Genomic DNA, 23282 nt, shown 5'->3' on the forward strand with positions numbered 1-23282 from the left:
GACTAGCGGGTATTGTGCTGAAGCAGGCCTTCCTTGGAAGCCAGGAAAAAGCAGTCCTGGCTCAGAGCACCGAAGGAGCTTTCCTCGTAGGCCAGCTCGGTATCGGGGTCGGGCCAGAAGCTGCGGATGAGCCCCTGCTCCAGCAGACCGCGCAGGTGCTGGGTCAGCTCAGCGGCCGGCAGCCGGGTTTTCTGGCTCAGGTCGCGGAAGGAAGTGACGAAGTACAGCTCGTCGAGAATATCGAATTGGGGGTCAGTCACGGACAAAAGGGCAAACAGCGGGAATAGTACCCAAAGGTAGCAGCCCGGCCGGTATCCGCCGATATGTGCTAGTATCCGTTTCGATTCATGGCCTCACTCAGTTATGGTAGTGCCTTGTATCTGGGGTGAATACAGCGCGTAACCTGATGAATTCAGGCTGAAAAGCCTCTTTTTAACAACTGGTAATGCATAAAAAAGAGGATGCAGACTTGTACTGCGTCCTCTTTCTCATCTTGCTGCCCGAGGGCTATTCTACCAGCAGCTTGCCCGAACAGGTTTCGTGGCCGGTTTCCAGTATGTAGTAGTACATGCCGGCCGGCAGCGCCGGGTTCTGGCAGCGCAGCTGGTGCGAGCCGGCTGGCAGCAGCCGGCCACCGGGCAGCAGGTCGGCTACTTTTGCGCCGGCAGCGGAATACAGCGCTGCCTGCACGCGGCCGGCGCGGCGCAGGGTCACATCAAACGTGAAAGCCGATTTGCCGGGATTCGGGTAAACCTGCACCACGGCCGCCGCGCCGCGCGGGGCCTTCACGGGCAGCACGCCGGTGATGGTACCTACCGCGCTGGCACAGTTGGCAGCCACCAGGCGCGTACCCGAAACCTCCAGCCAGTCGATATCCGCGAAAGAAGCCGTCTGGGTGGTTTCCAGCCTGATTTCGTTGACGCCCGGCCCCAGCGTCACGTCCAGGGTGGCCAGCGCGAAAGTGGTGCTGTTGGAAGTGCGTGGAAATGGTACAGCCGGGTTTACTTCCGTACCGTTGATGCTTAGCTTCGCCGTGAAAGCTGAAGAAGCACTGCTGTTCACGTAGCGCCATTTAAGCTGATAGAGGCCTGCCGGCGCCACTTCTACTTTCCAGGTGATACCCCGCCCGCTGGAATTGGTCAGGTTGATAACCGAGCCGTTGTCGGCGCCGCTGTTGGTGCTCACCACTCCATCGAAGCTGCACAGGCCCGTGGTCGGCAAAGCCGAGTCCTCGATGCGGACCAGACTACCCGGCGCACCCGGCGTGGTGCTTTGCGTGAAAGTGGCGGTGAGGGCGCGGCTGCGGCGCACCGGAAACGTGAGCGGGTTGGTGGTAGCCATCGTGTCGCCGGACCAGCCCGCGAACTGCCAGCCGGAAGCCGGCGTGGCGGTCAGCGTCAGCAGCTGGCCCTGGTTGTAGACGCCGCTGGCCGGGCTTACACTCCCCTGCCCTACTACGGCCGTGCTCACCTGAAACGTGCCCGGAGCCAGCGTAGGCCCTACTATCCCGATACCGGCGTTGGCCAGCACCAGCGCCGGCACATCGGCAGCCGGATTCAGCACACTGGCATACGTGTAAGGGATGGTGGCCGTGCAGACGGGCAGTACGCGCACGTCGGAAGCATACACGAATGGGCTGTTCACCAGCACATTGCCCGACACATCCCCGAAGCCATCCTGGGCGCTGTAGGCCGTCACGTAGGGGTTGCGGGCGTTGTCGAAGTAGTTGTTCTCGATTTTCACGCAGGCTCCCATGCGCGAATTGATGCTGGTGGAGGCAATGTCTTTGTAGTAGTTGTTGAACACGTGGCCGCTGCCAAAGCGAAACAGGGGCAGGCGGGAGTTGATGTTCTCGAAGCGGTTGTGGTGATAGGTGATTTTACGGTCGAAATTGTCGGTATCCGTGAAGCCCATCAGGCTGGCTTTCCAGGCGTCGTGAAGGTAGTTCCAGGAAAAGGTCAGGTACTCGCAGTCGGATTTGGCGTCCAGCAGGCCGTCGTAATCATCAACACCTGCGCCCTGGTATACATTGTACAGTTCGCAGTGGTCTACCCACACGTGGCTGGCCGGCCCCTCGATGCTGATACAGTCGCCGTCGCCGAAAGAAGCCAGCACGTGGTGCACCTTCAGGTTCTGCAGAATAATGTTATTGGCCCGGAATACCTTGATACCGATACCGTTGAACTCACCCAGCGTCGCGAAGCCGATAATGGAAATATCGTTTTTATTCTTGACCTCAATCTTGTCGAGGCCCGGTGAATTGGCGGGCGTGATGGTGCCGTTGATGTAGATGGTGAGCGGCTGCGCGCCTTTGCCGTTGATGGCTGTCTGCAGGGCCGCACCGGTGTTCACGGTAACAGAAGTGCCGCCTGCGCCGCCAGTAGTGCCCGTGGTGGCACCCGCGTAGCCAAACAGGCCAAAGGTGGCGCCAGGCGTCTGGGCGCGGCTGCCCGGCCCGGCCAGCAGCAGAGCCAGCAGCAGAAAGAGTAGTGGTTTATTCATGGGAACTTATAGGTAGTGGAAAGATTGAGCGCGGCTATAGATGCTTGTCCGGCTGGATTCCAACATGTTGCTCCCGGCCCCACTCCTGCTTTCTGTTACGCGCAAGCACCTATCTATCAATAGTATCTCATTCCGGAGCGGAAAACGCCGGTTCACACGCCTTTCTTTGCGCAATCGATGCCGGGAACGTTGCCAAGTGGCAGGTCAGGTTGAAAGCCGTGCGAGCCGCTCAGCCCGTTGCTGCTTTTCCGCCCGGTGCCACGCGCTGGGCGAGGATGGAGTTGAGCTTAATTTTCACGTAATCAGCAGCTGACAGCTACGGTAAAGCTGTAACTTACTTCCCTCTTAAAACAGGCAAATTGGTGCCTGCGGGCTTGGCTGTTGCTGCTTCTACCGTACAGCGCGGCCTTTCCAGACGTAGCCGCCGCGCAGCCCGGCCAGGCCCACGGCCAGCGCGTAGGGCGCATAGGCCAGCTGCAGCACCGGCACCCACCACAGCCAGCGCCGCCGCTCCAGAAAAGCCAGCACCGGACTCAGAAACCATATATCGGCACCCAACTTGAGCAGCCAGGCTGTGGCCGCCCAGGGAGCCAGCGTCGGCAGCCACGGCAGGGCCAGCGCGCCGGCAGCCAGGGCCACGTTGGCCAGCAGCACCAGCACCGCCAGCTGCTGCGAGGCCGGGTGCCGGTAGTGCCGCCACTTGCTGGCCCAGCGCACCCGCTGCCGCAACAACGCCGCCAGCGTGGACGGGCCGGCCGTGCGTACCAGCGCCGCCGGATGCTTCAAAAATCGGATGCTCCCCGGAAACGCTGCGTGCAGCTTGTGCATCAGAAACTCGTCGTCGCCGCTGGCTAGGTGCTCGTTGCCGGCGAAGCCTGCTACGGCCGCAAAAGCGTCGCGGCGGTAGGCCAGGTTGGCGCCGTTGCACATCGTGGGCAATTCGGCGCCTATGCTGGCCGCGCCCGTACCCACCAGGCCGGCAAATTCCAGTCCGGAGAGGCTGTGCAGAAGTGTTTCGGGCCCCGTCAGCAGCACCGGGCCGCTTACCAAGCGGACTTCCGGTCCGGCTTCATCCAGCAGCGCGGCATAGCTGAGGAGCCAGTCGGGCTGTACGCGGCAGTCGGCATCGGTGCAGACAATCCAGGGGGCGCGGGCCTGGGCCAGAGCGGCCTGCAGGGCAGCTTTCTTGCCGGTGTCGGCTCCCGGCACCTCGGCCAGTTGAATAACACGTAATGCAAACGGCACCTTGAATGCAGCGGCTACTGTGGCTGTGGCATCCGTGGAATGGTCATCGACAATCAGCACCTCAAACTGCTGCACGGGTAAGGTTTGGCAGGCGAGGTCGGCCAGCAGCAGCGGCAGATTCTCAGCTTCGTTGCGAGCAGCTATAATTACCGAGAAGCGCAACGACTCACCCTGCAAGGCTGTACTACTTGCTGAAGCCGGTGGCAGCATAGGCACCGGCAGCCGGTCCCAGGCGCGGCGGAGCGCCAGCATCCGGGCCGCGTACAGAACCGGCGCGGCCAGCAGCAACATTCCCAGCCATGTGCTCATGCGGCCGGGTTCCGGGGGCTGGCTTCCGTAGACGCAGCGCTGGCGGGAGTATTGTTGCGCTTACGAAGCACCTTTAGCCGCAGCACAAATACCAGTCCGGCGGCGCTTGGCAAGGCAATGTTGAGAATCCAGAGGCTAAGGCTGGCACTGAGTACTGGCAGCGCCGGCTCGCCCAGCAGCCCAAACAGGTGCGTAGCCGACAGTTCGCGCACACCTACATCGGCCAGGGCATTGAGCGAGGGCACCAGTGACTTCAGCAGAAACGTGGACGCCACGGCCGCCGCGCCTGGCAGCAGCTGCGCCTGCGTTCCGTAGGCTTTCAGCAGCAGCCCAAACTGCGCGCAAAACACCACGTACCGCAGCCCCGATAGGGCCAGCACCGCATGAATGGCGCGGGCCGGATACGTAGGCATTACGGCCAGAAACCGGCGAAACCGGCGTAGCGGCCTGATAGCTGACAGCACTGCCAGCAGCAGCCGTGAGCGGTACAGCGGCAGCAAAACCGCCGCATTTATCAGCGCAACCGCTACTACCACGCCTAGCTTGGAGGCCGCGTAACCCTCCAAATAATACGCCAGCAGAAAGTACAGCAGTCCGGCAGTGCCCGCCAACACCGTCACGACGAGTTGGGCGTAGCGGCCCAGAAACACCGCACCCAATGCATCGAGGCGGCGGCTTTTCAGCTCGATGATGCGGCCGGCATAGTCGCCGACGCGGTTGGGCGTCACGAAGCCGAGCGTGAGGCCCACCAGCACCGCCCGAAAGCTGCGTCGGAACGACACGGGCTCCAGATGCCGGGCCAGCCGCCACCATTTCCAGGCCTCCACCCCCCAGTTTACGGGCACCAGCGCCAGCGCCAGCAGCACCGGCCCACGCCCGGCCCCCGTGAAAGTGGCCGCCAGCAGGCCGCGCCAGGCCGCCGCCGTGGCCACATCGGCAAACACCGAATGGTAGAGCAGCCCCAGCGTGAGGGCCGTGATGAGCAGCTTGCCGGCCACCACCCACCAGCGCCGCCGCGAGGCGGCAACTTCCGGCTTTTGGACGTAGTTTTGTAGATGAGTGGACAAGACGGCGGCAGGGTATTCGGTTGAATGCGGCAAGTTACCGACGAAAATCAACGACAGCTCTACCTCCTTCCCTTCTCCTCCCGCTACCGCGCATGATTCTTCCCCTCGCCCCCACCGATCTGCTGCCCAAAGTCATTATGGGTGTCGACCCCGGCACGCAGATAATGGGCTATGCCGTGATAGAGGTGCAGGGCCAGCGCGTGCGCATGCTCCAGTACGACGTCATTGATATGCGCAAGCTGGGCACCAATCATGCCCTCAAGCTCAAGAAGATATTTGAGCGGATGACCGAGCTGATTGACGAGTTCTTGCCCGATGAGTTGGCCATTGAAGCGCCGTTTTTCGGGGTGAACGTGCAGAGTATGCTCAAGCTAGGCCGGGCACAGGGCGTGGCTATTGCCGCTTGCCTCGCCCGCCAGATTCCGTACGTGGAATACGCGCCGACCAAGGTAAAACAGTCGGTAACGGGCTCCGGCAACGCCACCAAGGAACAGGTGGCCCACATGCTACGCCAGACCCTGAAACTGCCACCCCTGGAAGAAGCGCCCAAATTTCTAGATGCTACCGATGCGCTGGCCGTGGCCATGTGCCACCATTACCAGAAGGGCAACAACGTAAAAGCCGGCGGCAAAAGCTGGGGCAAGTTCCTGGCCGATAACCCCGGCAAGCTCGCCGCCACTACCACCGTCAAGAAGGCGCCGTCCCGCAAAAAACCCGCGGCCTGACTTTCCTTATCGGCCGGCCTGCGCTGTAGTCTGTTGCCCAAGAGTATCTTGCTGAGCAACTTCAGTTAGTTACTTCTATGCAGCGCCGTCCTATCCGTTCTACCTCGCTCAAAGCCGTTGGCTACGACGAAGCCACCCAAACACTGGAACTCGAATACCGCCACGGCGGGCTGGTGCGCTACACCGGCGTGCCTGAAACCATGTACCGGGCGCTGCTGGAGGTGCCGGGCAAGGCTATGTTTGTAGAGCAGGTAGTGGAGCGCGGCGGCTACGGGCGGGAGCAAGTACGCTGAGTGTCTGGCACTACTATATTTGGTTGGTAAAATATTCTGATTGAATTGCAACTTCTACTCAGAATAGCGGCTCTGAAAGAGGGAGGCCAAGCCTTGGCTAGCTTCCCGACCCTCATCTGCCACTTTTATCATCACTGGTGTATGCTCAAAATCTTTACTTATCTGTCTGGCCTGTTGCTGCTGCTGGGCACGCAGTCCTGCTCCAACGACGAACCCCAACCCACTACCGCCTACTACGACGGCTATTGCCCGCAACTCATGGACCGTGCGGTGCTGGAGCAGTCGGTGGCGGCCTTGGCGGCCCGGCCCATGCACAACACCGGCAAAATCTACCTGTATGGCCGCTACCTGTTCATCAATGAGCGGTACGAAGGCGTGCATATCATTGACAACCAAAACCCGGCGCTGCCACGCATTATCGGCTTCATCCGGATTCCTGGCAACGTGGATATTGCGGTGAAGGGCAACCTGCTCTATGCCGACAACGGGCCCGACCTCGTGACGATTGACATATCGAATCCGGCGGCCGTGCAGGTGCAGAGCCGGGTACGAGACGCCTTCCGTGAACTGCCGATGCCCGAAATGGCCGGCATGCCTTCCGAATGCTTCCCCGAAAACCGTCCGGCTAACGCGGTGGTGGTAGGCTGGCAGAAAGTGAAGATTCCGTATACCATCAATCCGCGGCCTGGCACCGGGTGGGGCGGCTTTAATGACCGGGTGACCTTCAACACAACGGCTACCGCGTCAGCGCCAGGAACCACCGGAAAAGGCGGCTCGCTGGCTCGCTTCGCCATTCTGGGCCAGACGCTCTACACCGTGGACGAGCAAAGCCTGCGGCCTTTCAGCCTGGGAAATCCGAACCAGCCGGCTCCCGGCACCAAAATCCAGCTGCAGTTTGGCGTCGAAACCATCTTCCCCAAAGACCATTATCTGTTCCTGGGCACGCAGCGCGGCATGTACATCTTCGACGCGGCCACGCCCCAGTCGCCGCGGCAAGTGGCGTATTACCAGCACGTAGTAAGCTGCGACCCAGTGGTGGTAGACAACCGCTATGCTTACGTGACCCTGCGCAACGGCCGCAACTGTGGCGGCGGGTCCAATCAGCTCCAGGTGATAGATCTGAACAACATGAGCCAGCCGCGCCTGGCCCAGACGTACCCCATGAGCGGGCCACAGGGCTTGGGCGTAGATGGCAACCAGCTATTTGTCTGCGACAGTGACGGGCTGAAGGTGTTCGATACCAGCCAAGCCCCGGTGCTCACGCAGCAGCAATTCTTCCCGATACAGGTAGTAGATGTAATTCCGGATGGCGGCACGCTCATGGCCATTGGCGCTGCTGGCCTGTATCAGTATAACTACACCGGCACTACGCTGCAGCAACTGAGTCTGCTGCCCATTACGCCGCTACCCTGATGCTGCTCTATCGTTGCCTTGTACTTGGGGGCCTGCTGCTGCGGGTGGGTACGGCGGCGGCGCAGGAAAGCACTTTCCAGCTCAACCTGTTGCTGAAAGCAGCACCGCAACATGTGGTGGTAAGTGGCTACTGGCTGGAAGTGGAAAAGCGCTGGAATCAGCAGCCGCGCCATAGCTTCATCATCACGCCCCAGCTCTATGCCGGCCCCACCGGCCAGCCCGACGTGGAGGCCGCCAGCCGCCGCATTGCCCGCAACGAATCGGTGCGGGGTGCCGGCCTGCAGGTGCAGCACCGCTGGTATATATGCGCAGCAGAAGCAGTCTACCCGGCCGGGTTATACATCAGCGCAGGACCTGTTTTCCAGCACTTCGCCGTTTCGCGCGACGAGCAGGGCTGGACGGAGGTGGTAGACCCCACCGGCCTGCCGCGCTACGAATACCGCGACATCCGGCGTACCGAAACCATTAACCGCTACGGCGCTACGGCGCAGCTAGGCTATCAGGCACCGCTGCCGCCGGGTCGGGTGTTTCTGGACCTGTACGCGGGTGTGGGGTGGCGCATGAGCCAGAGCAGCCACAGCCCAGACCCCGAAAGCGGCAGCCGCTACCAGTCCGGCCCTTCCGACTACGGCCATGCGGGTTTCTACGTCCCGGCCGGCTTCAAAATAGGTGTTGCGCTGCGGTAAACGTTGCCTTTGGCGTTTCCAAAGTAAAAGAGCCGTTCTAAAGACAATAATCTGGTTTTAGTCAGATACTGTCTTCAGAACGGCTCTTTACATTTCGTCTTGGTTGGGTTTTGCTTTCAGGTGTTTCACATCTCTATCTCCCCCCGCAGATACGTTACGGCGTAGCCGCTGATGTGCACCCGCTCTTCCAGCAGCTCACACCACAACTCCCCGCCTCGCGCCGATACCTGCCGGGCTTTGAGCGTGGTTTTGCCCAGCCGTGCGGCCCAATACGGGATGAGCGTGGTATGCGCTGAGCCCGTTACCGGGTCTTCGGGCACGCCCACCCGCGGACCGAAAAAGCGCGACACGAAGTCGGTTTCCGGATCGGCGGCGGGGGCCGTTGCAATGATGCCGCGGTATTCTATCTGAGCCAGACGCGCCTGGTCGGGGCGCAAAGCCCGCACCTCGGCTTCGGAGTTGAACACGGCTATCAGGTCGGGGCCGGCCAGTACGTGGAGCGGCGTGGCCCGCAGGCCGTCGGCGAGGCCATCGGGGTGGCCCGCGAGAGGCTGAGGCGGCCGGCTGGGAAAGTCCAGTGTGAGGCGGCCATCGGTTTCGCGTAGTACCCGGAGCAGGCCGCTTTGCGAGTGAAACACGATTTCCGGTCCCTGAAAGCCCAGATGCTGGTGCAGCACGTGCGCCGAGGCCAGCGTGGCGTGTCCGCACAGCTCCACTTCCACGGCCGGCGTAAACCACCGGATTTCATACTCGTGGCCCTGACGGGGCACGAAAAAGGCGGTTTCGGCAAGGTTGTTTTCGGCGGCAATGGCCTGCATGGTTTCGGCGGGCAGCCACTCGCTTAAAGGGCACACAGCGGCCGGGTTGCCGGCAAAAGGCCGGGCCGAAAAAGCATCGACCTGATAGATAGGAAGGGGCATGGCGCAGAGAAACGGGTGAGTGGAATAACGGGCTGAATCTACATATTGCCGGTCGTAGTACTGAAGAGCGACACCGTACAAGATTGATTTTTAGGTGTAGTACGGGCTCCTTTCCCACCTTTCCAGGCTTCACAAATTTATTTTGATCCCCGCGCAACCCGGCCCGGCTGGTGCTGGTCATGGGGTCAGAAGCTTGCTAGCACTTATCCTTCGTTCTCTATTCCGCGCATGCCGCAGCCTCTCGAAGACCTTCTGGCCGACTGCCGACGCGGGCGCCCCGCGGCGCAACGGGAGCTGTATGAGCGGCTAGCGTACCGGCTGCTGGGCGTGTGCCTGCGCTACTGCCCCAGCCGGGCCGAGGCCGAGGATGCGCTGCAGGTCACGTTTGTCAAGATTTTCACCCGCCTCGACCAATACCGGGGACAAGGGCCTTTCGAGGCGTGGGCCCGCCGGATTGCAGTTACCACGTCGCTTACGGCTTATCACCAGCACCGCCAACGGGCCCCGCAGGTAGAATATGATGAAGCCACCGAAATGGCCCACCCGGACGGCACCCCGCTTGACCAGCTTTCGGCCGAAGAAGTTGTGACCCTCATCAATACGTTGCCTCCGGGCTACCGCACCGTGCTCAACCTCTACGCCATAGAAGGCTATTCGCACCAGGAAATAGGCGAAATGCTGGGCATTTCGGAAGGTACCAGCAAGTCGCAGCTCTCGCGGGCACGCCGGCTGCTGGAAGAACGGCTACTGGCTAATAATAACTTTTCTCTGTCATGACGGAACGCGAATCGGAAGAACTGTTTGAAGAACTTCGGCGCAAGCTGCAGGACTACGGCAGCCACCCGTCGGAGGACGTGTGGCAGGGCATCCGGCAGCAGCTGCCGGATGCCCTGCCACACGTGCCGTCGGTCCCGCAACCGGCTCTGCGGAGCCGGCGGCTAGTGGCGGCCTTGCTGTTCCTGCTGGTTAGCGTTGTGGCCACTGTATTGATGGTGCAGCCTTCTGGCACCAAGCGGGAGTTTGCCAGCCAGCCAGCAAAGCCTAAGGAGCGCTCTAGCAAGTCAGTTTTCACTCCAAATAATCAGCAACAAACAACCTCATCAGCTTCGGTCAGCTCTGACAAAACACGTCCTGGAGTCATCATCTTGCCCCAGGCACCTCAACCGGCTTCTGCTACTACTGCCGCCCAGGCTACAAGCCCGAACGCAACACAGGAACCCGCAGGCAGTTCCGAACCGACGTCTCCAGCAACTCCCACCAACCGCATGCCGCAGCGGAAGCGTCGTTCTGCGCTGCTGGCGGCATATGTGCCTTCTGCTACTCAGCCTATTTCTGAAGTTGCTCCCAAAAAATCTGTGGCCTCGGTACGTGCGAGTAATCGTTCTGGTGCTACAAAGCCCTCTATTTCTAGTTCAGAGGCCCTTACTGCCAGTGGTAGTACAATCAGCCGCGTACTTCCGGCCGCCTGGAATGCTCCTGCTGCATTTGGTACACTGGCAACGGCAACCAATAGCAGTGGCAGCTCCGAGCCAGATGGCCAAAGCTATTCTGCTTCTGCAACGCTAGCCCGAACAGGCATGATGCCCTCTCTTCTGCTCCGGCCAGTGTCGGTCCAGCGGCAGCTGCCCAATAATCCGGTTGTTCAGCTAGTAGTGCTGGATTCGGTGGTGCCGCGTCGGCCAAGCCGCTGGGCGCTGGAAGTGCTGGCAGGTCCTGCCCTGGCCTATCGGCGGCTGGGGGCTGACTCCGCGAATAGCACTAGCCAATACGAGCGGCCCGCAGTGGCTTTTGCGGCCCAGGTACAGGCGCGCTATAGCCTCACGCCTCGTTTATACCTGACAGGAGGCGTAGGCTACGCCACGTACAGTACTCATCTCGACTTGGTACTTCGGCAACGGCAGCGCGACTCGGCTGCTACCACAGTTGACCGGGCTATAAGGCAGCGTGATGTATTTCGCTACTTCACGCTGCCCGTGCAGGTGCAGTACCAGCTGCAACGCCGGGGCCGCCTGCAGTACGGAGTGCTGGGCGGCGTCTTGCTGGATGTATATGCTGGCGGACGGACGAGCGGCAGCACGCCCTGCACCTGCGAGCAGCAGCAAAGCTGGTCCTCGGCAGATAGCCCCTATCGGCGGGTGGGCCTGAGCCTGAGCGCCGGTCTGGACCTACGCTATGCCCTCACGCCCCGCCTGACGCTGCTGGCTCAACCCATGGGCCGCTACTCCGTGCTTTCTGTTTCTGATTCCGATAAGAATAGTTCTCCTGCATTGCCCGCTCGCCATCCATTCGCGGTGGGGCTGCTTACCGGCTTTTCATTCAACCTGCGCTAACGCTGCCCGACTGGCCACCGGGCCGGCTGCCACGAGGTTGTATTCTCCACTTTTCATCCTTCCTACTTATGAAAACGCAATTCTTTGCCTTGCTGGCCACTGGTCTGCTCTTATTTAGTGGCTGTAAAAAAGACGCTGACCTGCTTCAAATTGACTGTGAAGAGCCTGCTGCACAGCATGCGCTGGCCAATTTCTGGGCACGCAATGGCGCTCCGGTCCAAAAATTTACATTTACCAGTTCCACCTACCCTCCCCAAACCACTGCGAAAGGAAATCAACTATACGTCGGGTCTACTTCCTTCGCCTATACTGATGGCAGTGCTTTATCAGCCAATGCGACTATAGAGCTTGAATTTCGGGAGATTGAAACCAAAGCAGAAATGATCCTGAGCAATATGCCTACTTCCTCCAACGGCATGCCCTTGGAATCCGGAGGCGAGTATTACTTTAAAGTTACCGAAGGCAACAAACGCCTGCGCATGACTCCACAGGGCCGCATCTACATGGCTACGGCATATCGGTCCAGCTCCACGCGCAATTCAGGTATGCAATTGTTCTTCGGCCAGAATACCCCAAACGGTTTCAACTGGCTGCTTCCGTCCTCACAGGATGTTGTTTCCGGAGTTGGACCCTCTCAGGATACTGTTACTGCAACAGGTACGCTCTTCCAATACATTTTCACCCTCAACAACGACAGCCTAGGCTGGGTAAACTGTGACGCCTTCATCAATGCCACCCCTCGCACTCCAGTATTCATAACTGCCAATGGCACCAATATGACGAAGGACAACACGGCCATGTATCTAGTGTTCAAACGTCGAAACTCGGTAGTATCTACTGGCATTTTGTCCTTCGGAAGTGGGCTCACACTGCAGCTTCCCAACGTACCGGTTGGGGAGGAAGTTGATGCTGTTGTGCTGCATAAATTCAACGACAAATATTATTTCGGCAAACAAAGCGCTACCGTAGCAGCCAATCAGGTTATTGCGCCACCTATCCGAGAAGTCACAGAGGCCGAACTTGTTGCAGAAATTCAACAATTGTAAGTAGCTATTTATCGTGCTGTGCCAAAACAAAAGGAGCCGCTGCTAGCGGCTCCTTTTGTTTCAAACGGACCAGTTACTGCACTTCTCCTCCTATCACCACTTGCTGCACCGGATTTTCGCCCAGCCAGTACGGAATTTCCTCGTAGTCTTGCACATCCAGTAGGAGCAGGTCGGCGCGCTTGCCGGGCTCCAGGCTGCCGATTTCGGTTTGCAGATTGAGGGCCCAGGCCGCATTGAGCGTGGCGGCGGCCAAAGCTTCTTTGGGAGTGAGGCCCATTTTGAGGCAGGCCACTGACAGGGCCAGCCACAGATTTTTGCTGGGACAGGAGCCGGGGTTGAAATCGGTGCTGATGGCGACGGGCACGCCCGCCTTGATGAGGCGGCGGCCGGGCGCGTACACGTCCTGGCGCAGAAACAGTGGCACCAGCGGCAGCAGCACCACCACCGTCCGGCCATTGGCCGCAATGCGCGCCGCATCGGCTTCGTTGAGGTAGTCGCAATGATCCACGCTAACGGCGCCCAGCGTGGCTGCCATAGCCGCGCCGCCCAGGTCGTGGAGCTGCTCGGCATGGATTTTCAGCTGAAAGCCCCGTTGCCGGGCCTGCTCCAGAAACTGACGAGACTCCTTGACGCTGAAAGCTCCTTCCTCACAGAAGATATCCACAAACGGCACCTCGGCCGGGTCGAGTTGCGGCAGTACTTCAGTAGCCAGCATCTGCAGATACTCGGCGGGGCGGCCTTTGTATTCGGGGCCGGGCACGTGGGCGCCCAGAAACGTGGGCACCACCCGCGCCGGCTGTTGCCTACCCGCCTCCTGCGCCACCCGCACCAGCCGCAACTCCGTTTCGGCATCGAGGCCGTAGCCGCTTTTGGCTTCCAACGTCGTGATGCCGTAGCGCCGGAAGCCTGCCAGATGGTGTAGCGCGTTGGAGAGCAACTCCGCCTCAGACGCGGCTCGCGTAGCACGCACGGTGCTCAGGATGCCGCCGCCGCTGGCCAGGATATCCAGATACGACTCGCCCTGCAGCTTGCGCTGGAACTCGTGGGCCCGGTTGCCGCCGAACACCAGATGCGTATGGCACTCTACCAATCCCGGCATCACTACGCGCCCGCCTGCATCGAGCACGCGCGTACCGGGCCCTATCCGGGTGGCGTCCAACTCTGCCATTGGCCCCAGCGCCACGATTCGGTCCTGCTCACAGGCTATATAAGCATCGGTCAGCACCTGCCAGTTGTGCAGCGCAGCGCCGGTAAGCGGCTGGCTGGCAGCAGCTCCGCTCAGCGTGAGCAACTGGCCACAATTGCGGATAAGAAGCGTGTAAGGCATAGGCGGCGGGAAAAAAGAGAGGCAGAAGGCTGACGCAGTAAATATGCAGATAAGCTTGCCATGAGGCCACTTCGGCCTTCAGTCAGGCCAGCAATACGAAGCCATACTTTTCTCTCTCTATATGTACATTATCCAATGATAACCAGCACTATATATACAAATTTATCCCGTATCTTTTATATACCCATTTTGAGAGAATACAAGTAAACGGCTTCACAGTGAAAGCCGCACCACATGCTGCTCTGCTCAATTAATCAGTCACTTTTACCCCGTACTGTCATGCTTCCCGGAATGAGAAAAACTCTACTTGCGTTTCTTCTGCTTGCCTGTGGCCATGACCTGCTGGCCCAGCTCCCTACCAACAGTTTTGCCGTGACGTCGGCGTGCCCGGCCAGCGCCGGCAACCCGTCGGTGCTGCAACAGGTGAATACCGATGGCTCGCTCACGCCTATCGGCACCGTAACGGATGGAACTACCCCGATTATCCTGAACGCGCTGGGCTCCGACGATAATAACCCGAGCGTGGTGTACGGCCTGAACGTGCAGCAGCCGATTACGGTAGCCAACATCAACACGCCGCCCAACCTCTACCGCGTGAGCCTGGCCACGGCGCAGGCTACCAACCTGGGCCCCGTGACACCGCCCGCTTCGCCCGGCGACGTAACAACCCCCACGCAATCCGGCGAAGCCGGCTCCTACGATGCCCGGCTCACGCTGAATTTTATTGGTGACGGCGACGCCAGCTCGAACTACTACGTGGCCGGTGCCACGTTCCGGGTATTCTACGTGTTCGATTTGTCCTTTCCGTTTCCGTTTCTGCGACCGGTGCGCGTTTCCGACCTGCGGCTGTATGTGGGCGTAGTTCCGCTGGCTACCTTCCCGGCCACGCCTCCTGCCTGGAACCGGCTCGATACGTCCGATCCGGCTACGGCCGCCGTCGTTGCCAGCTACCAGGCCGAAGTGCAGGCTTTCCTGACCAGCAACGGCGCGCTACCCGTTCCGGAAGGTGGCATTCAGGACTGGGTATTCGATGTTCGTTCGGGCAACCTGATCAGCTACCTCGGACAGGACGATAAGTTCATCAGCATCAGCACCCCTGCCACCAACCCCGTCGGGACTACCACCCAGCCAACTTCCCCCATTCCTACCCAGCAGAATATCGGCTCGATGTTTACGGACCGCGACGGCAACATTTACGCCGTAGACGCGGACGGCGGTACTATCTACAAAATCGACCGGCTGACCGGCAACTATTCGGGCAGTTCTTACGGCTCGGCATTTGGCTGCTCGCGCGGTGATGCCGTGAGCCTGCCCGGCGCCCTGCCCCTGCCGGTTAAGCTGAAAAGTTTCACGGCTAAAGCCAGCAATGGGGCAGTTCGCATCAATTGGGTCACAGCCAGCGAGGAGCACGCCGAATCCTTCCTGATCCAGCGCAGCCGCACTGGCACCGAGTGGCAGACTGTGCAGACTGTGAAGGCCGGCAACCGCCCGTCCGGCCAGAGCTACAGTGCACTGGATTCTGCCCCATTGGCCGGCCAGTCGTATTACCGGCTGGGCATGCGCGACACGGATGGCAGCACCGTCTACTCGCCGGCACAGGCAGTTTCTCTGACCGGTAAGCTGGTGGTTCAGACCTTCCCGAACCCTGCCACCGGCCGCTTTACTGTACTCCTTTCCGCGGCCAGCGACGCGGGCACCAGTGTTGAACTACTTACCCCTATGGGCCAGTTGGTGCGGCGCTTTCAGCCCGAAGCCGGCACTACTTCCTTCCCGTTTGATGCTCTGGGGCTTCCTGACGGACTGTACTACCTGCGTGTAGAGCAGACCGGAAGCATGCAGACGGTTCCGATAGTGCTGGTGCCGGAGAGCGGCCGATAAAACCAGATCCGAGCTTTACGAACAATGCCTGTGGCGTTTGCTACAGGCATTTTCGTGTGTAGCGGCCAACCCTACCTGGCTGCCAGCAGTTAACTATACTGATGCTCCATTCTACCCCACTTATTCTTACGCTGGCCCTGGATGCCAGCTCCCAGCTTTTTTTCAACGAGTTGCGGCAGCGCCACTTTCCGCCGGAGCGCAATTTCCTACAGGCGCACCTCACGCTGTTTCATCACCTGCCCGGCTCCCAGCATGATGCGCTCTGCACCCAAATAGAATCCCTGACCGCACGCACGGAGCCACTGACGCTGGCCGTAACCGGCGTGCGCTTTTTGGGGCGCGGCGTGGCGTATACGCTCGAAAACCAGCAGTTGCGCGCCTTGCATAAGGAGCTGCAGGCTCTCTGGCAACCCGACCTGACTCCCCAGGATCTGCAGAAGCTACAGCCGCATGTTACAGTCCAGAATAAAGTGGAGCCAGCCATAGCCCGCACGCTGCACCGGGAGCTTTCGGAAGACTTCCAGCCATTTGAGGCTACCGGAACGGGGCTGCAGCTGTGGGCCTACCGCGGCGGACCATGGGAATCATTGCAGACATTTTCTTTCAAAGGATTGTAGCGCAGGCAGCAGCCGGTAGCGCGCAACACGCCCCAATCGGACCGGAATTTTCGGCCAATTGGGGCGCTGTTATGTAGTGCCGACTGTCTCGGGCTAGATTTTCTCCGGCAGCAGAATAGCGTCTTCGTAGTTGCCCAGCACCGGCTTGTCGCCTTCTGTCACGGCTTCTACCAGCAGCGCACCGCCCACGAAAGCGCCTTTCCACGACTCACCGAGGCCACCGAACACCTCTTCCCGGTCGCCGCGCGAGCGGAGCTTGTTGATGCCCATCTTAAAGGCGCGGACTTCCTTGGCGGTGCGCTTGGCCCACTTCTCGTCGTCGGAGGCTAGGGCACCCACCAAGGCCCCGTTGCTGATATTCATTTCGCCCACCAATTCCTCTACCCTGTCTACCAGCACAATGCTGTCGATGGGGCCGAACGGCTCTTTGAAGTATAGCTCGCTCTGGCGGGGCAGATTTACAAGGGCACGGGGCGCGCGGTACGCCGAGCGGTCCTGGCCGGGTAGGAAGAGGCTGTCGTCGAGCTTGCCTTCGAAGATGGGCGTGGCGCCGGTTTTCAGCGCATCAGCATAGAGACGGTCCAGGTCCTCGGCCTGGGCTTTATTGATGACCGGGCCAAACGCCAGGTCCGGTAGCTTGTCGTCGGCGCTGTCTACGAGCGTGGGGTTACCCACTTTCAGGCTTTTGATGGTGTTCCAGTAGGTTTCCACGAACTGCGGGAACAACCGGCGCTCCACCACGAAGCGCACGTAGGCCGTGCAGCGCTGCTTGCCATAGTCGTAGCCCTTTTTGAGCTGGTCGGAAAGGCCATCCCAGTCACTGAAATTCCAGATGCCGTAGGTGTTCACGCCTTCCATTTCCAGCATGTAGCGCTTGTGCTCCGAGCTGAGGGCGTCGGCAATGTTGCGGCCGTTGTAGCGGCCACCCACGAAGCTGAGGCAATCTACGGCGTCATTTTTCACCAGCACGTCGCTCAGCTCGCCGCCCGAGCCGCTTACCAGCGTCACGGGCAGGCCGCAGCGGCGCGCAATGGCAAACGTCAGGCTCAGGGAAATGAAGCCGCCATCAGTAGGCGTTTTGGCAATGACCGAGTTGCCGCACAGCGCCTGCACCAGCACCGCGTGCAGCAGCACCGACATCGGGTAGTTCCAGGAGGCAATGTTGCTCACCAGGCCCAGCGGCTTGCGGCTGCCCAGCATGCCTTCGATGTTATCGACGTACCACTGCACACCCTCGATAGCGCGGTCGATGTCGGTGAAGCCCAGCTTGTAAGTTTTGCCGATTTCCCACATGATAAGCTTGCCAGTCAGCTCTACCTGCTGGCGCAGCTGGTCGAGGCAGTCCTGCACCCGGCGCTTGCGCTCATCCAGGTCCACTTTGGCCCACTCGGCGGCTTCCTTTTTGGCGGCCTGCACGGCGCGCAGCGCGGTAGCGTGGTCGAGCATGGGCAGGCTGCCGAGTTCGGTGCCATCAATGGGCGACGTGAACGGGCGGGGCTTGCCAGGCTCCTGCCAGCGGCCTTCCAGCAGGTTCAGAAACTGACCATCTTGGCCGAAAACTTCCGGCGTTACGGCTTTCATCTGGCTCAGCAAGCTGCTGAACTCGACCTGGGGCGAAATGATTTTAGGCATAAGCGAAGAGAAGCCGTGTGGTGGTAGTGGTGAAGGAGTACGAATGCTCCTAAAAGTAGGTGGTGAAGAAGTTGTTTCGGAGGTCAGGCTTTTACGGCCTGCGGCCGCAGCGAGGTAAGGTCGGCAATACGCACGGGCTGGCCGCTGGCCATGCTTTTGCGGGCCCCGATGCCGACCAGAATAGCCATGGCGCCGTCGCGGCTGCCGGCGGCCTGCCGCCAGGTGTCGGGCGCATTGGGGGTGCGGAAGATACGCTCCCGCAGCAGCTTGTCGCCGCCGCCGTGGCCTTCAGCCTGCGGCACCTGAATGTACTCGACCGGCCCGAAATTGCGCGCCAGCATTATCTCATCGTAGGGCTCCCGTTTCATGGCTCCCGACTCTTTGATCCACGCGTCGATGCGTCCTTTGGTGCCGTTGAAGGCAATGCGGTAGCCCTCGTAGGGTGAATATGCCGTGAGGGAGTAGCTGACCTGCACGCCGTTGGCGTAACCGATGGTGGCCGCCATCTTGTCGTAGATGTTCACGTCTTCCTTGTACACGCAGCCGTCGCGCAGATAACCGTCGTGCTGCTCGTTGGCAGCGTACAGGGCCATCAGGCGGGCGTCCTTGGTCATGTCCCAGTAGTAGAGGCACTGGGCTTTGTGCGGGCAGGGGCGGCAGTTGCTGAACCGGAACGGGCCGTTTTTGCCGTAGTTCTCCAGCGCGCCCTTCGCATACACCGTCTCGGGCTCCGACTCCAGCCACCAGTTCAGCAAGTCGAAATGATGACTGGCTTTGTGCACCCACAGCGAGCCGCTTTGTTCGGTGAGGCGGTGCCAGCGGCGGAAGTAATCGGCACCGTGGCGGTTGTCGAGGTACCAGTGAAAATCAACGGAGGTGACGGTACCAATGGCGCCCTGCCGGATCAGGTCGTAGATTTTCTGGCGGTGCGGCGAGTAGCGGTAGTTGAACGTGACGGTCACCTTTTTGCCGGTGCGCTTCTCGGCATCCAAGATGGCCTGGCACTTGGTTTCGTCGGTAGTCATGGGCTTCTCCGATACGATGTCGGCCCCCATTTCCATGCCTTTGATGATAAACGCGTCGTGGGTGGCATCCACGGTGGTTACAATCAGGATTTCGGGCTTCTGCTTGCGCATCATCAGTTCGAAATCAGTGAACGTGGGACACGAAACGCCCATCATCTTGCGGGCCGTTTCGAGCCGTCCCTTGTTGCTGTCGCAGAGACCCACAAACTCTATCACGTCGCCGTGCTCTTGCAGCAGCTGCGTGCCCCACATGCCCGTGCCGCGGTGGCCGGTTCCTACCATGGCTACGCGCCGCTTTTTGGCCGCCGGCTCTGCCAGTACGGCCAGCGGCCCAGTGGTCAGCAGGCCGGCCGTAGCCAGCGCTGATTTCTGCAGGAAGGAACGGCGGGAAGAATCGTGTAGCGTTTGGTTCATGAGACCGATGTGCAGAAGCGAAGACTGTTAAACCAAAACCGGGGAATGCTACGCGGGCGTGGCTTCTACCGGAGCCAGTGCCACCAGGTCCTGCACCAGCGTAGCGGAGCCCACGTACAGCGGGGCACGTTGGTGAAATTCGGTCGGCTCGATATCCAGTACGGCCCCGGTTCCGGTTTCCGCGCGGCCACCGGCCTGCTCAATCACGAACGCCAGCGGGTAGCCTTCGTACAGCAGGCGCAGCTTGCCCTGTGGGTTTTTGGCCGTGGGCGGATACAAATAGATGCCGCCTGTAAACAGGTTGCGGTGGTAGTCGGCCACCAAGGAGCCCACGTAGCGGCCACTCATGCGCTGCTGCTTGCACTGCGTCAGGAAGTCGCGCACGTACTGGGCGTAGTCGAACCAGTTGCCTTCGTTGCAGGAGAAGGTAGTGCCGCTGGCCGGAATCCGAATGCTGGGGTGCGAGAGGAAGAATTCGCCCAGCGAGTTTTCGTAGGTGAAGCCCACCACACCGTGGCCGGTAGTGTATACGAGCATGGTGCTGGAGCCGTACAGAATGTAGCCCGCCGCCACCTGCTTGCGCCCGCCCTGCAGAAAATCCTCGCGCGTGGCTTCCAGCCCCACCGGCGTCACGCGGCGGTAAATGCTGAAGATGGTACCAATGCTGATGTTGACGTCGATGTTGCTGGAGCCGTCGAGCGGGTCGATGGCTACCACATATTTGCCTTGGCAGTTGCCGGTGTGGATGATGTCGTCCTCTTCCTCGCTCAGCACGGCGCAGGCCTCGCCCCCGTTGGTGAGGGCCCGGATGAAGCGGATGTTGGCTTCCACGTCCAGCTTTTGCTGGGCCTCGCCCTGCACGTTCTGCTGGCCCATGGCCCCGATGATGCTCGTCAGGCCCGCGCGGTTCACTTCGCGGTTTACGATTTTACCCGCCAGCGCAATGTCGCGCAGCAGCTGGCTCAACTCGCCGGTGGCAAAGGCAAATTCGGCCTGCTTGCGCATGATATAGCGCTCCAGCGTAGTGCCAACCGGCTGGGCTATGGCGTTTTCATTCGTGATACTCATGCAGTGGGAAGGATAACGGAGGGGCGTAGTAAGGGTGCGGCGGCCTTCCGGATGGTTCGTGGCCCCTAACCTCCACTCCCCTCTTTCAGCCGCCGCATTTTCTTAGCAGACCGGTACGTAGCCGGCCTCATCGGAACGCGTGGTTCCGTATGTCTTGTCAGCTTTTCGCCTCAGGCTGTTTCTGGCTCTGCCACAGCACCACCTGCCAGCCTTTTTTGGCGTCCTTCACCTGCACCACCACATACTTGAGGTGGGCCAGGTTGGGCGTGCCATCGGGCTTGTTGGGCAGCGTGATGGTGATGGTGCCATTTACTACGGCCGCTTTGCCATCGTTGTAGGCCCGCACATTCAGTGCTTCCACCTCAATTTTGTCGTACACGCTTTTGCCGTCGCGGATACTTTGCAGGTATTCGGTTTTGTTGTTCTGCTTGCCGTTGGAATGGGTGTAAACCAGGTCATCGGCAAACAGCTTTTCCAGCAGCGGATAATCCTTTTTCACCTGCGCCTCAAAGCGTTGGCGTTCCAGCATTTCTACCTCCTTGGTAGCCGCTTGGTCTTTTTTGGATTGGGCGAAGGTGAGTACCGGCAGCAGAAACGCCAGTAGCAGCAAGATCTTTTTCATAGCAGACAGAAAGGAAAGTTAGCGAGCAGAAGGCACAGAATCAAGCTCAATCTGCTTCATGCGCGGAGCCAGGAAATGCATCAGCACCCAAGCCAGCAGATACGCACCACCACAAATCAGGAACATGATGAAATAGGCCGTTTCCTTCTGCCCGATGCTTTCATAGTACACAAACATGCGCTTCTGCACCAGCGCCGACAGCAGAATGCCGCCCAGCCCGCCGGCCATGCCACCGATGCCCGTCACGGAAGCCACGGCGCGCTTCGGGAACATATCCGACACGGTGGTGAAGATGTTGGCGCTCCAGGCCTGGTGAGCCGCCGCCGCAATGCCAATCACCAGGACTGCCAGCCACATATTAATCTGGCCGAGGTATTGGGCAAACACAATTGGGAACACGCACAGCGCAATCAGCAGCATGCTGGTTTTGCGGGCCTTAAATGGCTCCCAGCCCTTCTTGATGAAGTTCAGCGGAATCCAGCCGCCGCCCACGCTGCCCACACTCGACAGAATGTAGACCATGGCTACCGGGAAGGCAATATCAGTTCCCTTCAGGCCGTACTGCTTGTTGAGGAAGTCAGGCAACCAGAACAGGTAAAACCACCAGATAGGATCCGTCAGGAACTTGCCGAGCACGAAGGCCCAGGTCTGGCGGAAAGTGAGCAGCTTGAACCACGAAACCTTGGGCTCGGTGGTAATGGAAGCCGCAGCCATGTCGTCCACGTCGCTGTGGATGTAGTCGAATTCGGCTTTGGTGAGACGGGCATGACGGGCCGGCACTTCATAGTACACAAACCACAGAATCAGCCACACAAAACCGAGGGCACCGGTAATCACGAAGGCCCATTTCCAGCCAATGGTTTCGGCAATGAGCGGTACAGTAAGCGGCGCAATGATGGCCCCCACGTTGGAGCCCGAGTTAAAGATGCCGGTAGCCAAAGCCCGCTCCTTCTGCGGAAACCACTCGGCGGTGGTTTTGATGGCCGCCGGGAAGTTGCCGGCTTCTGTCACGCCCAGAAATGCCCGCGCTACACTAAAGCCAAACGTGCTGCTTACAAAAGCATGCCCAATGGCCGCCAGACTCCACAGGAAAGTGGAAAGCGCATAGCCCATTTTGGTCCCAAGCTTGTCGATGACGCGCCCTACACCCAGCATGCCCAGCGAGTAGGCCAGCTTGAAGGCTATTTCGATGTTGGCGTAGTCGGCATCAGTCCACTTGAACTCAGTTTCCAGGTAGGGTTTGAGCAGGGAAATAACGGCCCGGTCCAGGTAATTGACGGTCGTGGCGAAGAATACCAGGGAACAGATAGTCCAGCGGTACCTGCCAATGGCGTCGGAAACGGGAGCCGAAGTAGCGGGGGGAGCTTGTATCATCGGGCGGGTGGAAAAACGGTGAGCGTATGGCCGCAGAAAGGCGCGGCTGAAGCCGCCGGGTGGCGGCTGGGAAGGCGAAGGTTATTTTCGGAGGGTCGGCAGGAAGACCAGCAAATCGGTGAGCAACTGCTTCAGCGCAGTTGGGTCGTCGTTTTTGAACAGTTGGGAACCCATGCCTACCACATTTACACCCGCGCCAAACCACTCGCGCAGGCTTTCTGTGGTCGGCTCCACGCCGCCCGTCACCATCAGTGGCACACTCGGCATCGGGCCGCGCAGGCTCTTGATGAAGCCGGGCCCAACCACGTTGCCCGGGAAAATCTTCACGAGCGCCGCGCCCAGCTGCGTGGCTTCGTACACTTCACGCACGGTCATGGTGCCCGGCATCCAAGGCGTCTGATGGCGGCGGCAGGCCTCAGCCACTTCGGCCGTAATGCAAGGCTGCACCACGAAATCGGCGCCAGCCTCGATAAACCGCTCCGCATCAGCGGCCGTGTAGATAGTGCCAATGCCCAGCAGCAGCTCCGGGCAGTTTTCGCGCACGAATTTTACCAGCTCTCCGAACACCTCAAAGGCCTGAGTGCCCCGGTTGGTGAACTCAAACACGCGCAGGCCTCCATCGTAGCAGGTCTGCACAATGCGCGTGGCATACGCGGCATCAGCGTGGAAGAACACCGGCACGATGGGCGTGCGCAGTACGGTTTCGAGAATATGGTCGGCGGAGAAACGCGGCATTGCAGAAGAATCATGTGCCCGAGGCATAAGCCCCTACACGGAGGGAAGGAGAAG

At 60.1% G+C, this 23282-nt stretch carries 21 protein-coding genes; 9 read left to right on the forward strand and 12 right to left on the reverse strand.

The window, feature by feature from the left end:
* Positions 1 to 2: 2 nt before the first annotated feature.
* The 4 genes from IC231_RS09135 to IC231_RS09150 form a co-directional block, all read right to left on the reverse strand.
* On the reverse strand, positions 3 to 260 hold the full coding sequence (locus IC231_RS09135) for a helix-turn-helix domain-containing protein (protein ID WP_185886943.1): 258 nt from the start codon (positions 258 to 260) through the stop codon (positions 3 to 5).
* A gap of 247 nt (positions 261 to 507) precedes the next feature.
* Positions 508 to 2502, reverse strand: a complete 1995-nt coding sequence (locus IC231_RS09140) for a pectate lyase family protein (RefSeq protein ID WP_190784225.1) — start codon at positions 2500 to 2502, stop codon at positions 508 to 510.
* A 390-nt stretch (positions 2503 to 2892) separates the two neighbouring features.
* Positions 2893 to 4056, reverse strand: a complete 1164-nt coding sequence (locus tag IC231_RS09145) for a glycosyltransferase (RefSeq protein ID WP_190784226.1) — start codon at positions 4054 to 4056, stop codon at positions 2893 to 2895.
* Positions 4053 to 5123: a lysylphosphatidylglycerol synthase transmembrane domain-containing protein gene (locus IC231_RS09150; protein WP_190784227.1), complete on the reverse strand. Its 1071-nt coding sequence runs from the start codon at positions 5121 to 5123 to the stop codon at positions 4053 to 4055. Before IC231_RS09150 ends, IC231_RS09145 begins: the two co-directional genes overlap by 4 nt.
* Before the next feature lie 92 nt (positions 5124 to 5215).
* Between IC231_RS09150 and ruvC the strand changes: the two genes are divergently transcribed.
* The 4 genes from ruvC to IC231_RS09170 all read left to right on the forward strand — a co-directional run bounded on the left by ruvC (position 5216) and on the right by IC231_RS09170 (position 8240).
* Positions 5216 to 5848, forward strand: coding sequence for a crossover junction endodeoxyribonuclease RuvC (ruvC, locus tag IC231_RS09155; RefSeq protein ID WP_190784228.1), 633 nt, complete (start codon positions 5216 to 5218; stop codon positions 5846 to 5848).
* A 77-nt stretch (positions 5849 to 5925) separates the two neighbouring features.
* Positions 5926 to 6141, forward strand: a complete 216-nt coding sequence (locus tag IC231_RS09160; RefSeq protein ID WP_190784229.1) for a KTSC domain-containing protein — start codon at positions 5926 to 5928, stop codon at positions 6139 to 6141.
* A gap of 141 nt (positions 6142 to 6282) precedes the next feature.
* On the forward strand, positions 6283 to 7554 hold the full coding sequence (locus IC231_RS09165) for an LVIVD repeat-containing protein (RefSeq protein ID WP_190784230.1): 1272 nt from the start codon (positions 6283 to 6285) through the stop codon (positions 7552 to 7554).
* On the forward strand, positions 7554 to 8240 hold the full coding sequence (locus tag IC231_RS09170; protein ID WP_190784231.1) for a hypothetical protein: 687 nt from the start codon (positions 7554 to 7556) through the stop codon (positions 8238 to 8240). Before IC231_RS09165 ends, IC231_RS09170 begins: the two co-directional genes overlap by 1 nt.
* 125 nt (positions 8241 to 8365) lie before the next feature.
* Here the strand turns inward: IC231_RS09170 and IC231_RS09175 are convergent, their stop codons facing one another.
* A complete protein-coding gene (locus IC231_RS09175) occupies positions 8366 to 9160 on the reverse strand; it encodes a PhzF family phenazine biosynthesis protein (protein WP_190784232.1) in 795 nt (264 codons plus the stop codon).
* Positions 9161 to 9388: 228 nt separating this feature from the next.
* Here IC231_RS09175 and IC231_RS09180 point away from each other — a divergent pair, with 228 nt between their 5' ends.
* From IC231_RS09180 to IC231_RS09190, 3 genes are all read left to right on the forward strand, one after another.
* A complete protein-coding gene (locus IC231_RS09180) occupies positions 9389 to 9937 on the forward strand; it encodes an RNA polymerase sigma factor (protein WP_190784233.1) in 549 nt (182 codons plus the stop codon).
* Positions 9938 to 10737: 800 nt separating this feature from the next.
* On the forward strand, positions 10738 to 11490 hold the full coding sequence (locus tag IC231_RS09185; protein ID WP_190784234.1) for an outer membrane beta-barrel protein: 753 nt from the start codon (positions 10738 to 10740) through the stop codon (positions 11488 to 11490).
* A gap of 68 nt (positions 11491 to 11558) precedes the next feature.
* On the forward strand, positions 11559 to 12536 hold the full coding sequence (locus IC231_RS09190; protein WP_190784235.1) for a hypothetical protein: 978 nt from the start codon (positions 11559 to 11561) through the stop codon (positions 12534 to 12536).
* A 73-nt stretch (positions 12537 to 12609) separates the two neighbouring features.
* Here the strand turns inward: IC231_RS09190 and hutI are convergent, their stop codons facing one another.
* On the reverse strand, positions 12610 to 13863 hold the full coding sequence (gene hutI, locus IC231_RS09195; RefSeq protein ID WP_190784236.1) for an imidazolonepropionase: 1254 nt from the start codon (positions 13861 to 13863) through the stop codon (positions 12610 to 12612).
* A 291-nt stretch (positions 13864 to 14154) separates the two neighbouring features.
* Between hutI and IC231_RS09200 the strand changes: the two genes are divergently transcribed.
* Positions 14155 to 15741, forward strand: coding sequence for a T9SS type A sorting domain-containing protein (locus tag IC231_RS09200; protein ID WP_190784237.1), 1587 nt, complete (start codon positions 14155 to 14157; stop codon positions 15739 to 15741).
* Between the two features lie 101 nt (positions 15742 to 15842).
* A complete protein-coding gene (locus IC231_RS09205; protein ID WP_190784238.1) occupies positions 15843 to 16358 on the forward strand; it encodes a 2'-5' RNA ligase family protein in 516 nt (171 codons plus the stop codon).
* A 93-nt stretch (positions 16359 to 16451) separates the two neighbouring features.
* Here the strand turns inward: IC231_RS09205 and IC231_RS09210 are convergent, their stop codons facing one another.
* From IC231_RS09210 to IC231_RS09235, 6 genes are all read right to left on the reverse strand, one after another.
* Positions 16452 to 17990, reverse strand: coding sequence for an aldehyde dehydrogenase family protein (locus tag IC231_RS09210; protein ID WP_190784239.1), 1539 nt, complete (start codon positions 17988 to 17990; stop codon positions 16452 to 16454).
* Positions 17991 to 18073: 83 nt separating this feature from the next.
* Entirely contained in the window at positions 18074 to 19429 is a 1356-nt protein-coding gene (locus IC231_RS09215; protein WP_190784240.1) for a Gfo/Idh/MocA family oxidoreductase, read from the reverse strand.
* A 48-nt stretch (positions 19430 to 19477) separates the two neighbouring features.
* On the reverse strand, positions 19478 to 20497 hold the full coding sequence (gene fbp / locus IC231_RS09220) for a class 1 fructose-bisphosphatase (protein WP_190784241.1): 1020 nt from the start codon (positions 20495 to 20497) through the stop codon (positions 19478 to 19480).
* Positions 20498 to 20654: 157 nt separating this feature from the next.
* The gene (locus tag IC231_RS09225; RefSeq protein WP_190784242.1) at positions 20655 to 21119 is read right to left on the reverse strand and encodes a nuclear transport factor 2 family protein; all 465 of its coding nucleotides are present in this window, start codon (positions 21117 to 21119) and stop codon (positions 20655 to 20657) included.
* 18 nt (positions 21120 to 21137) lie between these two features.
* On the reverse strand, positions 21138 to 22493 hold the full coding sequence (locus IC231_RS09230) for an MFS transporter (protein WP_190784243.1): 1356 nt from the start codon (positions 22491 to 22493) through the stop codon (positions 21138 to 21140).
* Between the two features lie 81 nt (positions 22494 to 22574).
* Positions 22575 to 23228, reverse strand: a complete 654-nt coding sequence (locus tag IC231_RS09235) for a beta/alpha barrel domain-containing protein (RefSeq protein WP_190784244.1) — start codon at positions 23226 to 23228, stop codon at positions 22575 to 22577.
* Positions 23229 to 23282: the final 54 nt, after the last annotated feature.

This window comes from Hymenobacter duratus (assembly GCF_014698995.1).
In the GTDB taxonomy this organism is placed as follows: domain Bacteria; phylum Bacteroidota; class Bacteroidia; order Cytophagales; family Hymenobacteraceae; genus Hymenobacter; species Hymenobacter duratus.